General features: G+C 43.7%; 23 protein-coding genes and 1 riboswitch. Of the genes, 4 read left to right on the top strand and 19 right to left on the bottom strand.

Annotated features, from left to right (window positions below; translation table 11 throughout):
• Positions 1–94: 94 nt before the first annotated feature.
• From KJB05_RS21215 to KJB05_RS21230, 4 genes are all read right to left on the bottom strand, one after another.
• Entirely contained in the window at positions 95–1,309 is a 1,215-nt protein-coding gene (locus KJB05_RS21215; protein WP_208445113.1) for an MFS transporter, read from the bottom strand.
• 12 nt (positions 1,310–1,321) lie between these two features.
• On the bottom strand, positions 1,322–1,474 hold the full coding sequence (locus KJB05_RS21220) for a hypothetical protein (RefSeq protein WP_005535284.1): 153 nt from the start codon (positions 1,472–1,474) through the stop codon (positions 1,322–1,324).
• A 172-nt stretch (positions 1,475–1,646) separates the two neighbouring features.
• Entirely contained in the window at positions 1,647–2,369 is a 723-nt protein-coding gene (locus KJB05_RS21225; protein WP_208445112.1) for a hypothetical protein, read from the bottom strand.
• Between the two features lie 106 nt (positions 2,370–2,475).
• Positions 2,476–2,994: a cysteine hydrolase family protein gene (locus KJB05_RS21230; RefSeq protein WP_208445111.1), complete on the bottom strand. Its 519-nt coding sequence runs from the start codon at positions 2,992–2,994 to the stop codon at positions 2,476–2,478.
• 120 nt (positions 2,995–3,114) lie between these two features.
• On the opposite strand from KJB05_RS21230, the gene KJB05_RS21235 reads away from it, so the two are divergent.
• Complete coding sequence (locus KJB05_RS21235; RefSeq protein ID WP_208445110.1) at positions 3,115–4,038, top strand: helix-turn-helix domain-containing protein; 924 nt, start codon at positions 3,115–3,117, stop codon at positions 4,036–4,038.
• Here KJB05_RS21235 and KJB05_RS21240 read toward each other — a convergent pair whose 3' ends face one another.
• The 6 genes from KJB05_RS21240 to KJB05_RS21265 form a co-directional block, all read right to left on the bottom strand.
• The gene (locus tag KJB05_RS21240) at positions 4,039–4,971 is read right to left on the bottom strand and encodes a Gfo/Idh/MocA family oxidoreductase (RefSeq protein ID WP_208445109.1); all 933 of its coding nucleotides are present in this window, start codon (positions 4,969–4,971) and stop codon (positions 4,039–4,041) included. It abuts the gene before it with no gap.
• Between the two features lie 126 nt (positions 4,972–5,097).
• On the bottom strand, positions 5,098–6,750 hold the full coding sequence (locus KJB05_RS21245) for a phosphoethanolamine--lipid A transferase (protein WP_208445108.1): 1,653 nt from the start codon (positions 6,748–6,750) through the stop codon (positions 5,098–5,100).
• Between the two features lie 21 nt (positions 6,751–6,771).
• Positions 6,772–7,128 (bottom strand): diacylglycerol kinase, encoded by a 357-nt coding sequence (locus KJB05_RS21250; protein WP_011999519.1) that lies wholly within the window; start codon positions 7,126–7,128, stop codon positions 6,772–6,774.
• 179 nt (positions 7,129–7,307) lie between these two features.
• On the bottom strand, positions 7,308–7,700 hold the full coding sequence (locus KJB05_RS21255) for a glycine zipper family protein (RefSeq protein WP_208445107.1): 393 nt from the start codon (positions 7,698–7,700) through the stop codon (positions 7,308–7,310).
• 133 nt (positions 7,701–7,833) lie between these two features.
• The gene (locus KJB05_RS21260) at positions 7,834–9,120 is read right to left on the bottom strand and encodes an ATP-binding protein (protein ID WP_208445106.1); all 1,287 of its coding nucleotides are present in this window, start codon (positions 9,118–9,120) and stop codon (positions 7,834–7,836) included.
• On the bottom strand, positions 9,120–9,833 hold the full coding sequence (locus KJB05_RS21265) for a response regulator transcription factor (RefSeq protein ID WP_005442490.1): 714 nt from the start codon (positions 9,831–9,833) through the stop codon (positions 9,120–9,122). Before KJB05_RS21265 ends, KJB05_RS21260 begins: the two co-directional genes overlap by 1 nt.
• A 566-nt stretch (positions 9,834–10,399) precedes the next feature.
• On the opposite strand from KJB05_RS21265, the gene KJB05_RS21270 reads away from it, so the two are divergent.
• The gene (locus KJB05_RS21270) at positions 10,400–12,202 is read left to right on the top strand and encodes a citrate lyase ligase (RefSeq protein ID WP_208445105.1); all 1,803 of its coding nucleotides are present in this window, start codon (positions 10,400–10,402) and stop codon (positions 12,200–12,202) included.
• Between the two features lie 78 nt (positions 12,203–12,280).
• Here KJB05_RS21270 and KJB05_RS21275 read toward each other — a convergent pair whose 3' ends face one another.
• Both KJB05_RS21275 and KJB05_RS21280 read right to left on the bottom strand, forming a co-directional pair.
• On the bottom strand, positions 12,281–13,000 hold the full coding sequence (locus tag KJB05_RS21275) for an SDR family oxidoreductase (RefSeq protein ID WP_005442483.1): 720 nt from the start codon (positions 12,998–13,000) through the stop codon (positions 12,281–12,283).
• Positions 13,001–13,225: 225 nt separating this feature from the next.
• A complete protein-coding gene (locus KJB05_RS21280) occupies positions 13,226–13,531 on the bottom strand; it encodes an isoamylase early set domain-containing protein (protein ID WP_208445104.1) in 306 nt (101 codons plus the stop codon).
• Between the two features lie 193 nt (positions 13,532–13,724).
• On the opposite strand from KJB05_RS21280, the gene KJB05_RS21285 reads away from it, so the two are divergent.
• Together KJB05_RS21285 and KJB05_RS21290 are read left to right on the top strand one after the other, a co-directional pair.
• Complete coding sequence (locus KJB05_RS21285) at positions 13,725–14,102, top strand: hypothetical protein (RefSeq protein ID WP_009704800.1); 378 nt, start codon at positions 13,725–13,727, stop codon at positions 14,100–14,102.
• Positions 14,103–14,188: 86 nt separating this feature from the next.
• A complete protein-coding gene (locus KJB05_RS21290) occupies positions 14,189–14,788 on the top strand; it encodes a thiol:disulfide interchange protein DsbA/DsbL (protein ID WP_041053586.1) in 600 nt (199 codons plus the stop codon).
• A gap of 56 nt (positions 14,789–14,844) precedes the next feature.
• Here KJB05_RS21290 and KJB05_RS21295 read toward each other — a convergent pair whose 3' ends face one another.
• The 7 genes from KJB05_RS21295 to KJB05_RS21325 form a co-directional block, all read right to left on the bottom strand.
• Positions 14,845–15,090, bottom strand: a complete 246-nt coding sequence (locus KJB05_RS21295; protein ID WP_199458952.1) for a hypothetical protein — start codon at positions 15,088–15,090, stop codon at positions 14,845–14,847.
• 154 nt (positions 15,091–15,244) lie between these two features.
• Positions 15,245–15,691 (bottom strand): DUF3429 domain-containing protein, encoded by a 447-nt coding sequence (locus KJB05_RS21300; RefSeq protein ID WP_208445103.1) that lies wholly within the window; start codon positions 15,689–15,691, stop codon positions 15,245–15,247.
• Positions 15,692–15,702: 11 nt separating this feature from the next.
• Positions 15,703–16,248: a glutathione peroxidase gene (locus KJB05_RS21305; RefSeq protein WP_171371155.1), complete on the bottom strand. Its 546-nt coding sequence runs from the start codon at positions 16,246–16,248 to the stop codon at positions 15,703–15,705.
• Between the two features lie 109 nt (positions 16,249–16,357).
• A complete protein-coding gene (gene ribB, locus KJB05_RS21310; RefSeq protein WP_005433496.1) occupies positions 16,358–17,014 on the bottom strand; it encodes a 3,4-dihydroxy-2-butanone-4-phosphate synthase in 657 nt (218 codons plus the stop codon).
• A gap of 173 nt (positions 17,015–17,187) precedes the next feature.
• A riboswitch (FMN riboswitch) is annotated at positions 17,188–17,328 on the bottom strand.
• A 122-nt stretch (positions 17,329–17,450) separates the two neighbouring features.
• On the bottom strand, positions 17,451–18,068 hold the full coding sequence (locus KJB05_RS21315) for a cob(I)alamin adenolsyltransferase/cobinamide ATP-dependent adenolsyltransferase (RefSeq protein ID WP_005442468.1): 618 nt from the start codon (positions 18,066–18,068) through the stop codon (positions 17,451–17,453).
• A 59-nt stretch (positions 18,069–18,127) separates the two neighbouring features.
• Complete coding sequence (locus KJB05_RS21320; protein WP_208445102.1) at positions 18,128–19,984, bottom strand: MFS transporter; 1,857 nt, start codon at positions 19,982–19,984, stop codon at positions 18,128–18,130.
• A 182-nt stretch (positions 19,985–20,166) separates the two neighbouring features.
• On the bottom strand, positions 20,167–20,526 hold the full coding sequence (locus KJB05_RS21325) for a hypothetical protein (RefSeq protein WP_208445101.1): 360 nt from the start codon (positions 20,524–20,526) through the stop codon (positions 20,167–20,169).
• Positions 20,527–20,529 lie beyond the last annotated feature (3 nt).

The raw sequence follows: 20,529 nt of genomic DNA on the forward strand, positions 1-20,529 counted from the left end.
TGAGAATGCCTATTCGATTGAGGGAAAACAGAAAGCGTGTTGCGGGGAGAAAAGAGAAAAGGCTCCCAACGACAACGTTAAGAGCCTTCTTAAATTACGCGGTTGCCAAGTTCAAACGTGGCACCGGTTTGTCATTGATCGGCAGGTGAATAAGAGCCGCGATAAATGCCAACACAACCGTTGACCACCAGATTGGATCGTAAGAGCCGTAGTAATCGTAAATGCGACCACCAACCCAAGCCCCCAAGAAGCTGCCTACTTGGTGCGTGAAGAATACTAAGCCGTACAAGGTTGAAAGGTAACGAGCACCAAAAATCTGGCGGACCAAGCCGGAAGTCAGTGGCACCGTGCCTAACCAACAGAAGCCGATAGCACCGCCAAAAATGGCAGCGGTGTGTTCGGTGACAGGTAAAGTCACAAAAGCACCAATCACAACCGTGCGCATTAAGTACAGTGCAGACATAACGTGACGCTTGTTAAAGCGATCGGCCATCACACCCCAGAAGTAAGAGCCAAAGATGTTGAAGATGCCGACATACGCCAGTGCCATCGCTGCTGTTGAAGCCGGTAAATCTTTATCTGCCAAGTAACTTGGTAAATGAGTGGCGATAAACATGACATGGAAGCCACAAACGAAGAAACCGGCGTGGATCAACCAGTAACCTTTGTGTGCGAAAGCTTCTTTTAACGCTTCTTTCAGAGTTTGCGTATCTTCTTGAGCACTTGCGGCGTTGTTGGTTAGTGGTTTTGCCGTTCTCATGAACAACGCAAACATCACCATAAAGCTACACAATACGGCAAACACCTGAAGTGCGCCTTGCCAACCAAAGTCACTTAATAGGGCTTGTGCGCCGGGGATCATCGCAAACATGCCGAATGAGCCCGCAGCAGTCGTCAAACCAAATGCTTTTGCTGCGTGTTGGGCAGGGACCACTTTCGCCACTGCGCCTAGCACGATCACGTAGCTGGTCGCGCTTAAGCCGAAGCCAACCAGAACACCCAGCGACAAATACATCATGGTTGGTTCAACTGCGATAGAAGTCAGGTAAAGACCTAAAGCGTAAGAAATGGCACCTAAAATGATAATACGCTTTGCGCCCCAACGGTCTGACGCCATACCAACAAATGGTTGGAACACACCAAACAACAGGTTTTGCAAGGCAATAGCAAAGCTAAAGAACTCACGGCCCGTTTGGAAGTGGTCTGAAATTGGCATCATGAAAATGCCGAACGATTGTCTGATCCCTAGACAGATAATCAAAATCCCTATTCCAAGCCAAACAAGAATTGGAAATCGGAAAATACTCATAATTTGCTCTTATTAATGGTGATGGTGGTGATGAGAGTGGTCCTGGTGTTCGCCGTCGCCAGTGGTTTGATGGCAACCGCTGTTGATGGCTTGTTCTGCCAATATTTCCAATAACTTAGGTGAGTTATGGACGATGATTAACGACAGGCCCAACATGACGGACATTCTCAGCACCTGAGCGAAAATGGTTTGAGAAAAAAGCATGCATTGTGCGCTCAAGTAGAAAAAAGAGCGCGAAGTGTAGAGATAAGTCTGTGATGACACAAATGATAAAAAGTGAAGTAAGGTATGCGTTTTATGCATACCTTATTGAGTGTCCAAAATACCAACAAATGGTTTAAAAAACAGAGTCTAAAACAGACAGCACTCGACAGTTGCCCAATGGATCCAATATCACCATGATGGCTCTGGTTTCGGTAGAAATACTGCACGTGTCTATCACCGTTGTAGTGCCTGTTTCTCTGATTTCAATCGGAACATTTGCGGTATTTGCGCCCACGATGATCTGGCTCGACAAGGTTCTTTTGCTCAGATTAAAGATCCGTTGGGACCCATCCACCCAAACATCACTATTGATACCGCCTTGTAGTTGGCTAGCATCCATAACGAATACAGAGACTTGAGTATTGGTTGTACTGCTCGTGTCGGGCTTGTCTTGGAAGACGAGGTCATAAAAACCTGTGTTTGCGTCACCAAAAGCAAAGATCACTTGAGGATTAGAGACAGTAATTGAGCGTGTCTCACTGACTAAGGTTTGCTGGCTATTGGTTTCAATCAAATCAAACGTGATATCAAAAGTACTGGCGTTTTCTTGAATCAACAGCAAACCTGTTTCTGTCGCACCATAAAGTGGCAAGTTGGAATAAATATCTTCTTGCAGGTTGCCATAGTTGGCTTGAACACTGATATCTGAAACACCGCTCGGGTTTTGGTTGACGAAGTTAACGGTCTGAAAGTTGAGCGCTCTTACCGCAATCTCTGGATCTGAGGAGTCGCTCCCTCCACAACCGGTGAGTGCGCTCGATAAGGTGATAATTGATAAAACTGACATCCACTTCATTGTGCTGTCCCTATAGAGTTAATGAGAGTCAGTGCCAACCAACAGGACCCGACGCGTGGCGCATCGGGTCATTCTAATTAAGACAGTATAGTGGATGCTCGCAGGCTTACAGTTTTTGCTCTGCCGTTACTAGTGGGACGCGAGTTGATACAGCGTGCAGTGCGATGTTGTGGATCATTTCATCGACCGTTGTACAGCAGTCCATAAGAATTGATACCTCGTATTTTTCTGCCGCTTTAGAAATCGCAGTATGAGTGACACAGTTTTGCGTCATCATGCCACTTATTAATAGCTCTGTTACCCCATGTTTTTGCAGTACTTCTTCAAGGTTTGTTTGTTCAAAGCCGTCCGCAAAGTGTTTGATGACCACATCGGCATTTGGCGCTAACGCTAAGATCTCAGGGTGAATGTCAGCGCCTTCAGAGCCTTCATTAAAGAAAGGTGCAATGCCCATTGCTGGATCGGCGATGTGCTGAATATGAATGACAGGAATATTTTTCTCATTCGCTTTAGCAATTGCGCTCTGGATGTTGTTTAGTGTTGCTTCTGTATTCCATAGCGGAAATTTACCGTTAGGGAAGTAGTCGTTTTGTAGATCGATAATAAGAAGTGCTGCTTGGCTCATGGTGTTTTCCTTTTGTTTTCAGTGAATGTGTTGCTTTGGTATGGGAGCTATTATGCGTACTTTCTTTTGTCTTGCTTAGTGTCTAAAATGACACAAAATAGGCCAAAAGCGACATTTGGAATGAACAAGATAAACATTGCTATTGTGAACTATCCGGGGGCTTCAAAAGCGTCAGTCTATGGTTTGCAGGAGCTGTTTGAGATGGCAAACCGTGCTTCGATTGAGCTTGATGTTGAATGCCGCTTTCATGCCGACATCATTGATTGGAAAGAAGGCGTTATTCGAGCCGATGATTTCACGGTGGTCATACTGCCGCCAAGCGGTGCGGAGCAATATTACCTTTCGCCTAGTGAGGCGTTAACGTCTTGGTTGTTTGAGCAGCACAAGGCCGGTGCGGTTGTGGCGTCTGCATGTGCAGGGGCATTTGTTCTCGCTCACGCTGATTTGTTGAATAACAAAGCGTGCACAACACACTGGGGGCTGGCAGGGTTATTCCGAGATAGGTTTCCTAACGTGACGCTTAAGCCCGAGTCCATCCTTATCAACGAGGGCAGTATCATTACCTCTGGTGGCATGATGTCTTGGCTTGATTTGGGGTTGGAGCTGGTTTCTCAGCTAAGTACATCTGCAGTGATGCGTCTGTTGGGAAAGATGCTGGTGGTCGATACAGGTGCCAGAGAGCAGCGTTTTTATCAGCAATTCACGCCTAACTTTCAACATGGTGATAGTGCCGTTCTTAATGCTCAGCACTACATGGCCGATCATTTCTCACATGTGATTTCAAACCAAGCGCTATCGGAGATCAGTTGTTTAACTGAACGCACGCTTCAGAGACGTTTTCAAAAAGCGACAGGTTTGAATTTGAATCAGTATCTGCAACACCTTCGTGTGCAAAAGGCGTGTGATTTATTAGAGTCGAGCAACTTAGCTTTTGAAGTTATCGCTTATCAAGTTGGGTATCAAGACGCGAGCGCGTTTCGCAAAGTGTTCATTAAAACCATGGGATTGGCTCCCAAAGCGTTCCGCGCTCGTTTTAGTGCTTAATTATCGACGCACTGACTGTACAATATTCTGACAAATCGCTTCGGCAAGTTGGTGGCTAGCGATATTGCGCGCTACGATTTCAGAAGCGATTTTGCCTGACTGGATGACTTCAAACCAATCCAGCAACATAGAGTGGAAACCTTTACTGGTCAGCATTGGCGTCCAATCTTTTAAGCTCAACTTTTGCTCCTGATTGTCTTGCCACAGTTTCCCTTCAACAAACGAATCAAACTCCATTGCTTTGTTTGAATAGCACGCTTGGACACGCTCTGTGGTGATCCCAAAATGGCGGTTCATGGATGCATGAAGTTGTGTCTCACCATGCTGCCATTGGATATCTAAACGAGCCAGTTGGTCACCATCCATTTGATGTGTAATGTAAGCGTCTTTCAGATCTGCTCTGGCCGTGATGTTCACGCTATCAAGAGGGTGGATAAAATCATCAAAAATGAAGGTACGGATATCCCCCGGTAATTGATGGCGGTTCTTCTCCCAACGCAGAGATTTCAAGCCTGAAAGTTCGCCTTTCTGGATGTTCGGCATATGTTGATTGTAGAGCGGAATATGACGGCGATTGAAGCCAACATACAGAGGCTGTTTCATGCGTTCTGCCAGTTCATATAGCTTTTCTACTTCAGTAGCGCTGTCTGCCAAAGGCTTATCAACGAATGTCGGGATGCCTTGTTCTAAAAAGAAAGACGCGATTTGAGGGTGAACGCTAGTAGCGGCGTGAATCATGACCGCATCTACGCCCATGCCAACCAGTTGCTGATAGTCTTGGCAGGTTTCTGCGATTCGATACTGTTGAGCGAGCGTGTTGAGTGCGTTTGCATTGCGGGTACAGAATACCAACTCTACATTGGGAAGTTGAGTGATAACAGGAAGGTAAGCTTTTTGAGCAATGTCGCCCAAGCCAATGATGCCAATTTTCATTTGGTTCTACTTTGTTCGTTGACGGGATAAACATTATAACGAGAACCTGTTGGATTTCTGAGAGCGAAATGTCATAAAAAGCCTGACCCAAGTAAATGGGGCAGGCTTTTACTTATTTGTCTTTAACTAAGATGTTCGACAAGTCTTAAAGATATCTAAAGCGCCGTCGTAGGCATTGGTTTCCACATCCATAATGCCCAACAATGAGTGGAAGACATTATCGTGTGAGTGCGTTGCGGTTTGTTGTGCTTCTTGTGCCAAGCAATCGGTGTTGACATGTTTTGCTTGTTTAAAGCCCGGTGACATCCAAAGCATCATAGGAACACGCTTTTGGAAATCCGGTGCTAAACCATAAGGCATGCCATGTAAGAACAATCCGTTTTCGCCCAGAGACTCGCCGTGGTCAGAGACGTAGATCATCGCCGTGTTGTATTTATCTTCCAACGTTTTCAGTTTTGCAATGGTTTGATCCAAGACGAAGTCTGTGTAGCGGATCGTGTTGTCGTAAGAGTTCACAATTTGCGCCACACTGCAGTTTTCAATATCTGCGCGAGGGCAGTCTGGTTGGAAAAACGCTTTGTCTTTCGGGTAGCGCTGGAAGTATGTCGGACCATGGCTGCCAATCAGGTGAAGCGCAACAACTCGGTTACCTTTCATGCTCGCGATTTGGTCGTCCAAATTGTCTAGCAGCGCCATGTCGTAGCAGGTATTGCCGTTACAAAGCGTGTTTTGTTTGCCGCGTGCGACATCCATCTTATTGATCTTATGAGCAACGCCCTTGTCGCCACCGTCGTTGTCTTTCCACATCAAATCAATGCCAGCGCGCTGCATGATGTCCAACGCGTTATCTTGGTTGTCAGCTTTACTGCGATCAAAGTCGTGGCGTGGTAATTGAGAGAACATACAAGGCACAGAGACAGCCGTTGCGGTACCACAGGAAGAGACGTCTTGGAACGAGATGACATCTAACTTACTGGTGTATGGGTTGGTCTCTCGTTCATAGCCATTAATTTGATAATTCTGAGTTCGTGCTGTTTCACCTAATACAAAGACAAGCAGCGTTGGTTTCTCTTTAGCTTGTTCTAGTGCAAGTTGGGATTGTTTCGCATCCGTACCAATCTCACGGTAAGGTTCTGGTGTCGTTAAGTAGTTTTCTTTTACATAGCTAGAGATCGCGTACACGTACTGAGTCGGAATGATGACTTTCTTTAGGTAACTGTTGTTGCGACCAACTGACGCATAGTCTTGGTAATACATGCCTGCAATCACAGCGATAACAGCCAACGAAGCGAGCATTGAGACGATTTTGGTCAACGTGAAGCGAAGCCATTTGCCTTCAAGAGGCTTAAACTTAATCTTGAAGACGACTAGGGCAGGGAGAACTCCCATCAATAGTGTCCAGATAAGTGAGTAGGCACTCAAGTATGAGCTGGCTTCACTGGTATCTGTCTCAACGATGTTGGTGATCATGTCCGTATCGAACAAGGTGCCGTAGTTGTAGCTTGCGTAACTCACCATGCCCGATGTGATCAGCAATAAGATGAAGAAAGGCTTGCTGATCCAAGGCCAACTGAACAGGTTAAATAGGAAATTCAACGCCGCAAAAAAGAAGATTGGAATCGTAATGATGAAACCGATCTTAACCTGGTCGAGATCCGCAAAGATATGCACCAACTCTTTGTAGATGGGGATATTGACTACAAGAGCGAAATACAAGGCTAATAAAAGCGTAAAGGTAATGTAGGAGATACCTTTAGTTGGGAGTTCAATTGTCTTCATAATTGACGTGCTTCGATGTGACTAAAGTAAAATCGACGCCCAAACAAATAGGGCGAGAAAAAGTGCAACAAATACTGCTGCGGAGCCAATGTCTTTGGCTCTTCCACTGAGTTCATGCCAGTCATCGCTGACACGATCGACAACCGCTTCGATGGCGGAGTTAATCAATTCAACAATCACGACCAACAGGAGGCTGCTGATCATCATGATGCGTTCTAAGGTGGTGACAGGAAGCAAGAATGCGCAAACAGAAAGGACAAGTGTAAGTACCAGTTCTTGTCTGAAAGCGGCTTCATGAGTCCACGCTGCTTTCAATCCTTGAAGTGAATAGCCGGTTGCGTCCAATATCCGGCGAATGCCTGTTTTACCTGGTTTCAAAATGTGGCCTTTTAACTGCTAAGCCCTAAAAAAGAGGGGCGCTTTGAGGGATAAAGCCTCCCCTGATGACAGAAGTGCATCGAATTGGAAAACATGACACTAATAGATCGAGCGTGAAACATTTGTGAAATTAACGTCGCTCAACGCAAAATTTTGTGTAATTGATGCGAATTTATACGTTATGAATCAAGGTCGTATACGGTATAGCCTTTGTTCGCTAGGCATTTACGCAGAACTAAGGATTGCGTTTTGGTTGAGTCGGTAGCACCACCAACAGCCCCAGCTCCTGCACCAACAGCAGTGCCTGCCACCGTGCCCACAGCGGCGCCGCCAATGCCATTTTCTAATGCACCTGCAACGGCACCGACCAACGCACCCGTAACGGCACCGTTTTGTGCTTCAGTTTTAGCGGCTTCGCCTTTATCCACTTTTTCTGCGTAACCTTGGCAATACGTGAAGTCTTGCTCGTATTGGGCTTGGTCAACATTGGTCATATCGACAACAGGTTCTTGGTTGTAAGCACAAGCAGCAAGTGTGGAAGAAAGGGTGACGAGAAGAAGAGGTTTATACATTGCGTTGATCCATTATTGCTGTGAATTTATGGATTAAATGTACACTGTTTTATTGTGGTGCTCTGTCGGCCAATTGTATTGAAGTGTCGCCTTTTGTAATGGCGTTTAAGGGAGTATTGATAAGTTTATGAATTTACTTGGGAAAGCAGATTGTAAAACACGCACCGCCATGCGGACTGTGTGAGACATAGACTTCGCCGTTCTGCAATTCCACGATCTGTTTGACGATGGCAAGCCCTAAACCGAACCCGCTAGTGCTCTTGTTACGTGATTTATCAGCACTGTAAAACGCATCAAACAGATGAGGCCAATCTTTCTCTTCCACACCACAGCCATCGTCATGCACACGAATACAAGATTTCTCCGGTGTCTCCATAATCTCTAGCACGATTTGGGTTTGTGCGTAACGCATCGCATTGCGAAGTAGGTTATCTAAGGCGCGTTTTAGCAGTTTTGGGTCGGCGTCAATGATTGCCTGTTGTGAGCTCGTGTCGTCAATCAAGATAGAAAGTTGGGTGTCACGTTGCCACTTGGGTAAAAACGATTGGGTAAAGCTAGATAGGGCGACAGAAGAAGTTTGAATCTCGGCATTTGGTCGCTCCATTTTGGCGTAGTAGAGCAGTTCTTCCACCATATTTTCCATGTCGTCGATATCTTCTACGATGCTGTCGACGTACTTCTGTTGTTGTTCATTTAAAGCCGCGTCGGCTAGTAGATCGGCTTGCCATTGCAGACGAAAAATAGGGGTACGAAGCTCATGCGCTACCGCGTTGGTGAGCATTTTATTGGTGGTGATGAGTCGAGACACCTTATCAGCCATGTGGTTGAAGCTTCTATTCAACGTACCGACGGATTTGGCACTGGAGGTGTCCGCTCTGGCGTTGAAATCTCCAGAGGCAAAATCAATGGTGACCTTTTCTAGAGCGCGAACTCGTCGGCTTAAGAACCAAATCAGCAAGACACAGTAAAGCGCGAAACCAGCAAGGAAAAACAGCCAAACGATGTTGTCGTCAAAATTGATGGCTTGAATGATAGGGCTGTTGGGGTTTTGGGTTAACTTGAAGATAGGGGAGCCGGGCTCAAAGCGAAACCACAAGTCCCGCTCATCATCAAAGGCCGTATTCACCGATAGATCTTCATCGAATGTTTTCTGAACCTCAGGAGGAAGACTCGTCATTTCCTGAGCAACTAACAACATGTGACTCGATGTTGCGAATTTCTCTAATTGCTGAACGGTGTATTCCTCGCCTTTTTCTTGATACATCGGATAGATCAGCTCATGGAAAGCTTGAGCTTCATGCTCTTCTAGTAGGTAGTCGTAGTCCGTATTAAGTTGATAAACAATGACTTCATAGCCAACAAGACTGGCTACAAATAGGATGATCAGACCTAAAAAGCTTTCCAGATAAATACGTTTCATTACGCATTCCAAGCATCGGGCATAAACAAGTAACCTTTACCGCGCACAGTAATGATTTTTTGTGGTGGTGTGGTGCTGTCGCCTAACTTTTTACGCAGCGTTACCACACGGTTATCAATGGTTCGGTCGGTGCCGTCGTATTCGATGCCACGCAATGTTTTGGTGAGCCACTCGCGAGAAAGGGTTTGTTCAGGATGGCTTGCGAGTACCCAAAGGAGATCAAATTCACCGTCGGTGAGAGGAATGGGTTCTTGGTTTAGAGCGCACGTTTTACGCAGGCGGTTAAGGCACAAGACGCCCACTTCTAAACATGTGTCTGAATCTGTTGCTGATGCTTCTTTACGGCGTAACAGCATTCGAATGCGAGCAAGCAGAACACGTGGCTTGATCGGCTTCGTCACAAAATCATCGGCACCAATTTCAAGCGCAGCAACATGGTCAAAATCATCATCACTGGCAGTAAGCATCAGCACTTTGCCTTTATAGCATTCGCGGATCTGGCGGCAAACGCTCAATCCATCTTGCCCCGGCAACATCAAGTCTAAAAGAACGAGATCTGGCTGGCTTTCAAGAATCGCATCCGGGGCGTCCGTTCCATTGTCTATACAGCTAACTTCAAAGCCTTGTCCTTCAAAGTATTCGCTTAGCATAGCCTGCAGCTTGGGATCGTCTTCCACGATGATAAGTGATTGCTTAGTGTCTTGTACGTTCATAGCAGTGATGCATCTTGTAGGAATTATCCCTGAAACTTAAACAAATTTGTCAGGGATTTCAATAAACGTAAAGAGTCAGAGGGGATTTATAGACGAGAGTGATTGAAATTAACAAGACAAAACAAAAAAGCTCCGAGATTACTCGGAGCTTTTTACTATCGGTGTGCAACCTTTAACTAGTTTGTGGTGCGGGGTCTTGGTTAATCACTTCAACCTCTTGTTCTTGCGTTTGTTTTGCAAGAACTTCGTCTTGTTGGCGTTGAAACTCCATTCAGGTATTGTGAGGAGGTTTTTAAGGAAATGTTACATGAGGTTTCTTTGTAATGTTGGATCGATCTAAATGATAAAAATAAGTTAAATAAACTTCGGTTTAATTGATTTTTTTCCACTGAATTTAGCGATGTGAATGATTGTAATCGTGTTATTACTCGCCATTACAAACCCTTACATAACTATTGTTTGATAACTATTCATGGTGTGATTAAATTTTAAATATTTTATAAAATTAATTTTTGTCAATTGGCAATACTCTACTTTCTGTAGAGCTATTGCGTTTAAGGTGTTTTGTGATTTTTAATAGAATTAAGTTTAGGTTGTTTTTATATAAGATTGAAAGCAATTTCGCTAACAAAAAAAGATTGAACTATATAAAAAGAAGATTGCTGAATATATATATTAAAAATGGTGATCTAAGTAAAGCTATTAAAGAAGCCGAGTTTTTATTTAATCATGATAAAAATCCAGACTGGTACTTTGTCCTCAAGAATCTATTTCTAATTAATAATCAATTGATTGAAGCCAATAATCTAGAAGAAAAATCAGATAATTATCGGAATGACATAGTATCTTCGATAAACGTAATGAATAGAGCGATGCCAGATTCTTATAAGGTTGAGTTTATTGAAAACTATGTAAGATCTAAAGGTGGAATTCCTTCTTTAATATGTATAGAGAATAAAGGACGAAGGTTAGGTAAAAAGTCTCGCACTGAAATAGAGTTGTTAAAAAACTCCAAGTTATATATCCAAGATAGAAAATATTGGTGTCAGGGAAATAATGTTCCTGAATATGTAAAAAGCTTATATACTATTGATGAGCGTGAAAACATATCAAAACTATTCGAATGCGGTTCACCAATAATAAAAGCAACGAAAGTCGTACTTTCCGATTTTGATAATGGTTTTGTTTCTGTAAAAAATGGACAAAGAACAACAACAGGGCAACCAGAAAATGCAGTCAAAAGAGTTTTGTTATTTGGTTCTTCAACAACCTGCAGTTTTGGTGTAAAAGATAGTGATACAATTGCAAGTCAATTACAGGCATACTTTAACAACCATTATGGTGATGTGATCGTAGAAAATCACGGAAGTCATGGGATGAACCTTTTATTGGCTGTTAACAATCTTGTTCAAACCAAGATTAAACCTGGTGATATTGTTGTATTCTTTGATTTTATAGAATTTAGCGATCTAAATAGCACTAGTATTGAATCAATTGATTTAAACGAGATAGATAGAGGTAACAAATTCTTTCTTGACTTAGATAAAGTAAATTGCCACTTCTCTCCTTTAGGGAATGAAATGATGGCGAACGAAGTTGGGGATAGAATTCTTTCAAAATTAATAAGCCTACCAACGGTTCAATCAGTTTGTGCTCTCACAGCTAATCAAAATGAAAGCGATTTCTATAAAATATTGGATAATTTTAAGTACTTTTTATTTAAACATGTGTCTCGAACATTAGAGTCTTGTGAAATGAAAAGTTATTTATCTTTGCTAGAGCAATATATTCCAGATGATGGGGTTAATGTCGGTAGCATTGCTGTAAATTGTAATCCTATCACAAATGGTCACATGCATTTGATTGATTATGCTTCTAAAAAAGTTGATAAGCTATTTATTTTTGTTATTGAAGAGGACTTGTCTTTCTTTAAGTTTAAAGACCGCTTACAACTTGTTCATGATAGCTCTCGACATTTAGAAAATGTAACGGTACTCCCTGGCGGGAAGTTTATTTGTACTGAACTTACTTATCCAGATTACTTTGATAAAGATGCAAAAAGTGAAGTTGTGGCTGATGCTTCTATGGAAGCTTGGTTCTTTTGTGAGTTTATTGCTAAGAAATTAAATATTAGCAAGATTTTCTTGGGTGATGAGCCAACCTGTAAAGTAACCAAGCAGTACAACCAGAAAATGCAAGAGCTGTTGCCTGAATATAATATTGACGTGGATATTATTGAACGTATTTCAACAGGTGGGCGCGTCATAAGTGCTTCTACAGTTCGTAAACTACTAGAAGAAAGAGATTTTGACTCAATTAAGCCACTAGTGCCGACTCCGACATATGAGTTTTTGATGGCTAATTATTGATTTGTTTTCCAACGCTTCAAAACAAAAAAAGCGGCATTGAGCCGCTTTTTGAATTTCTTCGTCTTAGAATCGCAGAGATTAAGGCTGTTGCTTAGTTGGTGCTAGAGCGATTTCACGGATACAAACGTTTTGTGGTTGCTGATAAGCAAATACAACTGCACGTGCGATGTCATCAGCAGCTAGCACGCCGCCCATGTCTTCTTTCCACGCACCGTAACCATCTTTGATTTCTTGTGATGTAGTGTGAGAAAGCAGTTCAGTTTCTACTGCGCCCGGTGCGATTGTTGTTACGCGAACGTTTGATGCTGCAACTTCTTCACGAACGTTTTCAGAAATTGCGTGAACTGCGAATTTAGTACCACAGTAAGCCGCGTGATCTGGGAACGTCTTTTTACCTGCGATTGAGCTAATGTTGATGATAGTACCGCTGTTACGTGCTTTCATTGGTGCTAGCACAGACTGCATGCCGTTTAGCAAACCAAGTACGTTCACGTCGAACATGCGTTTCCACTCTGATGCATCTTGTGTGTCGATTTGACCAAGTAGCATTACGCCGGCGTTGTTTACTAATGCGTCAGCAGGGCCAAATTTCTCTTCTGCTTTAGCGATTGCCGCTTCAAATGAAGCTTTTTCAGTAACGTCTACTTTTTCACATAGCGTGTTTGGCAGGTTTAGTGCTTCTAAGCGCTCTACACGACGAGCAAGAAGAAGAAGTGGGTGACCTTCATCGCTTAGACGGCGTGCGATAGCTTCACCAATACCAGAACTTGCACCTGTGATTACAATCAGTTTTTTCATCTTTTGTTTCCTTAATTTTTTAAGAATCGCTTTCGTTTGAGAGCAGCTTTTAGTTAAGAACATCTATCTCGCTGCGATGTGGATATATTAAGGAAATGGCTTTTGTTGATATATATCACTTCAGTTAAAACACTGTTGCCATATGGCAACAATAAGTAATAACTTAATGAAAATTAGACAATAAAAAAGGCGCACTCGGTGCGCCTTTGTTTCTGAATTCGGTGCTTAAGCGATTTGCTCTTGTGTGCATACAACGCTGTTATCGCTACCAAAGCCATTTGGCACGTATGCGTCTGCTTGTGGATCGTTTTCCCACTCGGCTTCGTTAAATAAGTAACGGAACTGGATATTCTGTTCCTTCGGCAAGCGCGTCTTAAACTTAAACTGCCCACTTTTCTTCACGAGCTTCATTGGTTCTGGTTGCCAGTTGTTGAAATCGCCTGCAATTTGAATCGACTCCCACTGGTTTTTGTCTAGCTCGAACGTGACTTCGACTTCATTTTTTGTTTTAAAGAATCTCTTTTTAAGCATTAATCTTTCCTTGTTTGTACAAAAACTGATCTAACTATTACTCGGGTTTCATAGTGATTTCAAGTGTTATCGGCATTGCAGTCGGTATCGAGTGTCAGAATCGTCTTGTTTGTGAACCTAGCATTAAGTGATTGGCTTGTATGAAAAGAAGGATTCTGTATGATGAAGATTCACCGTATTTTGAAGAAGTTATATGCTGAGTTTTAACCGTACATTTATGACGACAATGCTCTGTCTATTAGCCATGTTGCTAACGGGCGTAGCGTCGAGTGTGCGTGCAGCCACAGCGCCAATCGAAGTGAGTTCGAATAACGATAGAACGGCTGAGCTTCATCAAAAAATGGGCGTGGACAATACGGACTGTATTGAATCACACCATGGTGATCATCTGATGGAGAAAGGGCAGCAAGTACACACCAGTTGTAGCTCTTCTTGTATCGTCAAAATACCAACCAACCTCTTACAAGATGATGTAATTTTATTACCACACAGTCTTGCATTGATTGATAAATCACCCACCCCAAAAGCAGTGACAGTGATTTATAAGCCTTACCGTCCTCCTATTGTTTGATTCCTTTATTCATCACAAACCAGCACTGCTGGACTTTTAAACATTAATTAATGAATACGGCACACCTGTGCCGAAAGGAATCAAAAATGAAAAAGCTATTTGCTCTTTGTAGCACTCTACTACTGGCATTCACTGCTCACGCTGCACAATTTGAAGCGGGTAAACACTACAAAATCTTGGATGTAGAGAAAGCAAAAACACCGACAGTCACTGAGTTCTTCTCTTTCTATTGCCCACACTGTTACAAATTTGAATCTGTCATCGATAACTTGAAACCAGCGTTACCGAAAGACGCTAGCTTTGAGAAGGTGCATGTCGCATTTATGGGGGGTGATATGGCTGTTCCGATGGCGAAGTCTTACGCAACAATGGTGTCACTAGGTGTTGAGGATAAGATGGTGCCGGCGATGTTTGCGCAAATTCATCAGAAGCGTCAAGCACCTCAAAACGAAGCAGAGCTTAAGCAGTTATTCGTTGACAATGGTGTCGATGGCAAGAAGTTTGATGCAGCGTACAACAGCTTTGCAGTGAACTCTATGCAGAAAGGTTTTGATAAGCAATTCAAACAAAGCACGCTGACTGGGGTTCCGGGTGTTGTGGTGAACAACAAGTACATTGTGTTGCCAAATGAGATCCGCAGTTACGATGATTACAACGCGTTGGTGAACTACTTATTAACGCTATAATCGCATCAATAAAAATGGCGACCAATGAGGTCGCCATTTTTTATGTTGTTTTTGCGTTAGCGGAGCACAGCCGTACAAGCTGCGGTTGGCATATCAGTCATAAAGATCGCATTTGGATAAAACAAGCTAGCAACAGTGACGGCAACGTTACAAGGCTGAGCGATGGTGGTTTTCACTACGTTGTTAAGAACCACTCCAGTGCTATTCACCGTATTGACCGCAGCCTGTTGTGCTTGATAAGACACGCAACCCGCTGTTGCATTGATAACTGCGGTACTAAAAAGAAGTTTACGAAAAAACATATTCATATCCTTTGTGAATGTTTTTGAGATACTTATATGACCATCCATTCATAATTAAAACAAAACGGCGTTCAAAATTACGCACACTTCACGAAATGAACATTGTTTTATATAACTTAGTTAATTTTGTGATCTGGTAGGTGGACAGACCAGTTTAAGCAATTAAAACCAACCCATGCATAAGTACCACACCTGTCGTGAGCTTGCCTCGCATCATCTGATACCCTTTTGGCTCCGCCTCTTTTTCTACTCTTCGAATCAACTTTTCTGCGTACCAAACGGCAATGTAGCCAGCAGCCAATAACAGAGTCGCGACGACATAATGCTTGTTACCTTGCAGCAGCGCTCCCCAAGCAAGCAATACGAATAAGTTACTTAACACCAAGGCATTTCGACTCAAGCGGTGATAAAAATGATCAATGGCGTTGCCCCAAAGTACCCCGGAAAGAAAACTCAAAATCACTGCACTGTAAGCAATAAAAAACTGCTCCCCAGATAAGTTAAACAAAGTCCTTTCTGTAACGATGAGAACCAAGCTGAACAGAAAGGGCAGCAGTCCTAAATAACCCAATTGCAGCATTGTCGTACGTGTGGTTGTCATGGCAGCCTTCCTTACAGTTGTTGTTCAATCATGTTAGTAAGCGTAGTACTTGTTGGAGAGGTTGAACTTGGGAAGGTCGCAACGACTTTACCTTCTTTGTTGATCAAGAACTTGTAGAAGTTCCACTTCGGAGTAATGCCCGCTTGAGTACTGATCTCGGCGAATACTGGGTTTGCATCCTCGCCAAGAACAGAGGTTCGCGCCATCATAGGGAAGGTAACACCGTAGTCGAGATAGCAAATTTTAGCGGTTTTTTCTTCACTGCCACGGTCTTGACGAAAGTCGTTACTAGGAAAGCCCACAACGGCAAAGTTTTGATCTTTGTAAGTCTGATGCAACTGCTCTAATTGCTCGAATTGAGGGGTAAAGCCGCACTGGCTTGCGGTGTTCACTACCAGTAGCGTTTTGCCTTTGAAGGCGTCACAAAGCTCTATTTCTTCCGTTGAATTGAGAAGCCTTTGCTTTCCCTGCAAGATATCTGGACAGCTCGATGCAAAAGCCAAAGAGCTAGCGGAGAGTAGTGTCGCGGTAAGTGCGCTGCGAGTGATTCCCTTCATGATGTTGATTCCTTTTGTTTTTACTAAGTATAACTACTCGCAAAGGAATCAAATCGATCAAAAAAGCCGCTGAGTTCAGCGGCTTTTGACTTGGGCAATTGCGTGTTGATTACGCTAGCTTCAAATCAAATTGATTACGGTAAGCAACCATATCTTCGATGGTGAGTACTGGCATGTTGTGTAAACGACCAAACGCGACGATCTCTGGTGCTTTTGCCATTGTGCCATCTGGGTTTGTCACCTCACAAAGCACACCTGCAGGCTGCAAACCGGCCATTTGCATCAGATCGATAGTGCCTTCTGTGTGACCACGACGAGTCATGACGCCACCAGGGCGAGCACGCAAAGGGAATACATGACCAGGACGAGCTAAGTCATCTGGTTTTGCATTTGGGTTTGCTGCTGTTTTGATGGTTGTTACACGGTCAGCGGCAGAAACGCCAGTTGTTACGCCTTGTTTCGCTTCAATAGAAACCGTGAAAGCCGTTTGGTTTGCGCTGTTGTTGTTCACAACCATTGGTGGCAGTTCCAATTTGTCTGCTTGAGCGTCTGTCAGGCACAGGCACACAATGCCGCTGCATTCGCGGATCATCAGAGCCATTTGCTCATTAGTTAGGTGTTCTACGGAATAAATGATGTCGCCTTCGTTTTCACGATCTTCATCGTCGAGGAGAAGCACGCCACGGCCTTCTTTAAGTGCGATAAGTGCGTTTTCTACGCGAGTAATTGGGTCGCCAAATTCGGCAAGTAGTGATGACTGATTCATGGTTAACTCCTAAATATCACCAGAATCAGGGCGGTATGAGGGATCGTCACATTTTATGCACGTAATAAGCTGCCTACCACAAAATGGCACAAGCTCACGCAATAAAAATGCGATCCAAAAAGAAGTGCACCAGTGTTCACCAACACAGAACGTTGAGGAAACCGCTGATGTTTTCTTATTCTCTTTCATCCGGACTATAACCGTCGGCTCTGGCATCTCACCAGATCTGCTGACCTCGACGAATCGAGCGCTCGCGGGCTCACTCAAAAGAGTATACCGCCGGTGGGGAATTTCGCCCCGCCCTGAGAACATTGAATCCAACCAATATGGTTAGAAGTAAAAAACTCCGACACTCAAATGAGTGGTCGGAGTAGAGATAGTACTGCGAACGCCTTGGCTTGAAAAGTAGATTGCAACTACTTGATGGAAAAGTGCGCTATCTGCTGAAGTGATCAGTTTTGATAAAGTGATCAATCTGCGCAGGTACATAGGTGTTGTAGATAAGGCTAGTGTGAGTCTGTTTCGTCTCTATATGATCTTGCATGCCTTCTAAACGTGTTTCATCTACAGTAACCGTACCGTCAGACATGGTGTTGTCTTTGTGCATTAGAATCGGCCTTGCGCCAATGCCCATTGTGCCTGCGATGCTGCCGAGCTTTTGTGGGAAAGTCCAAACATCTTCGTGCTTGTTAAGGCCGTGATACGGTGAATTACCCAGCATCGCACCGAATCCCAAATCTTGAATGCGAGTCACGATAGATGCGCCTTTCAGTGGCGAGCCAATTGCCACAACGTGGGACACCAGACTTGTCGATGGTTTTCTGCTTGCGAGGTATCGTTTAATCATCAAACCACCTAGGCTATGACCCACCAACACATTTGCCGTCAGCGGATTAAGCGCCTTATCGATAGAATCGAACAGCGACTCTTCGTTAATTGAAACCGTGTTGTAACTCAATACTTGGGTCTCGTAGCCCAGCTTTCTCAGCTTTTGGCTAAGAGGCTGCATGACCAGCCCATGCATATAAAGACCATGTAAGATGATGATTTTCATAATACCTCCTAGATTTATGACGTTGATTTTATCCTACTAGATTCTCCACAAGACTACTGTCAGCGAATTAGCAAATCTTGCACTTCTTTTTGTAACAAATGGCGATCTAATGTGGTTGGTTGTAATAACTCACCAATATTGACTTCGATACGAGACCAAAAGCGAGTAGGGCGCTTCGTTAACGCATGTCCATTCTTGTGGCTGAAGAAAGAGCCCCATAAGCCTTTTAACGCCATTGGAATCACGGGAACTGGTGTACGTTTTAAAATCTTCTCAACACCCGGTCGGAACTCGCCCAGTTCGCCATTTGAGGTCAAACGACCTTCAGGGAAGATACAAACTACCTCGTCGTTATTAAGAGCTTGCTCAATCTGTTCGAAAGCTCTTTTGTAAGTCTCTGCGCATTTGCGTGGAGAGCAGATTGGGATAACGCCAGCATGACGAAAAACATATTTAAGAACAGGCAGCTCACTGATTGATTTGTCCATCACAAATCGAACTGGACGGGTTGATGTACCCATTAGAATCAAAGCGTCTACATAGCTCACATGGTTTGCCACAATCAGCGCAGCGCCTTGTTCTGGAATATGCTGACGACCGGTTACCGAAACTCGATACAGACAGTGGCTCAGCAAGTAGCTAACAAAGCGCTGAGTAAACTCAGGTACTTGACGGTAAACGTAGATAGCCACGATGAAGTTACCGACGGCCAAAATGGCAAATAGCTCAACAATAGAGAACTCTAAAACACTTAACACCAAGATAGAAACAGCAGCGGAAGCGACCATAAACAGTGCGTTCATGATGTTGTTTGCCGCAATAGATTGAGCGCATTCGCCTTCTTCTGAGCGCGATTGGATAAACGCATAAAGGGGAACAATAAATACGCCTCCGCTCACACCAACCAAGAACAAGTCGATCATCACTCGAATATGTGAAGATTGGGCAACAAAGCTTTGTACATCGTAATACTGACTTGGGAAAGATTCGATTGCAGGTACTGCCCATAGTAGGTCGACACTGAAAATCGTTAAGCCCAAAATACCAAATGGCAGAATACCCAGTTCAACTTGATTGAAAGACAGCTTTTCACATAACCATGAGCCTGTCGCGATACCAACTGAGAACAGAGCCAACAACAGAGAAACCACAGTGCTGTCTGCAAATAGGTGTTCACGAGCAAAATTTGGGAATTGAGTCAGGTAAGTCGCACCCATAAACCAGAACCAACTAATTGCTAGAATCGACATCCAAATACCGCGTTGTTTTTGTGCCAGTTTGAGTGTTTTCTTCAAACCAGTAACAGGTTCGAATTTTACTTGGTCACTTTTCTTACTTGGCAGAGAAGGGATGTTTGCGCTGCTTAAAAAGCCCAGTAGTGACAGCGTAATCACAATGCAAGAGGCGATAAGCATACCATTTGGAATCGCAAGCAATAGACCTGCGCTTAATGTACCAATCAGGATAGAAAGGAAAGTCCCAATCTCAACCCAAGCGTTGCCTTTCACTAGCTCATCAGATTTTAGCGCTTGAGGAAGTAGAGCGTATTTCACAGGGCCGAAGTAAGCCGATTGAGTACCAGTCATGAAGAGTAGAACCAGCATTAGAATGGCACTCTGCGTCATGATAGCCGTCGCTGCACAACTCATGATCACTAATTCAATAAGTTTTAAGCGGCGGATTAACTTGGCTTTGTCCATGTTGTCGGCAATCGCACCCGCGTGGGCAGAAAATAGAAAAAAGGGAAGAATAAATAAGCCAGCCGCAAGGTTAACAAAGAGGTCGACCGACATCGGTAGTGAGTCAATTTGGCTGTAGGTAACCATCAACAAGAGAACATTCTTGTAGATATTGTCGTTCAGTGCACCAAGGCACTGAGTCACGAAATAGGGGAAGAATCGTTTAGTGAGAAACATGCTGGCTCCGTAATTGCAAAATCGCGTTGAGATGGGAGCACTTTAAAGGTTGCGTTTTAGGAAGCTAGCACGAAGAAAAGAGTTACGTTATGAGAAACTAAAAGTAACACTTTGCGATACTTTTGGTTTCATGATTTTGTGATATTGCACTGATTGGTGCTCTTATGTGTTACGAGATTAGCTTAGTGTCGAAACCAGACTCTGAGCATTCTCAATGTGACAAACAGAATAAAACCAGAGAGTCCAATAAAGCCTAATGTCACCAAATAAAAGAACAGGCGCACCAAGCGAGCTTTCATTCGTTTGAAAAAACCGAGGCTTGGCGTAAGTTCAGGAACATGCTGAAAGCTTGAGATCATCACCCAAGCGGCAAGCGCCCACAACGCGGTTACGCCACTCGGAATAAGATAAGACTCCTTAACCACATCAGAAAGTTGCAAGAGTGTGGCAATGAACACCGCAAAACCACCAAAGGCAATGAGTACGAACAAAGGGAGAATCGGTCTTGTCTTGACCGATAGGCTTTTGAGTTTATCGAGCATCAG

The sequence above is a fragment of the Vibrio sp. B1ASS3 genome (assembly GCF_905175355.1).
Lineage (GTDB): Bacteria > Pseudomonadota > Gammaproteobacteria > Enterobacterales > Vibrionaceae > Vibrio > Vibrio owensii.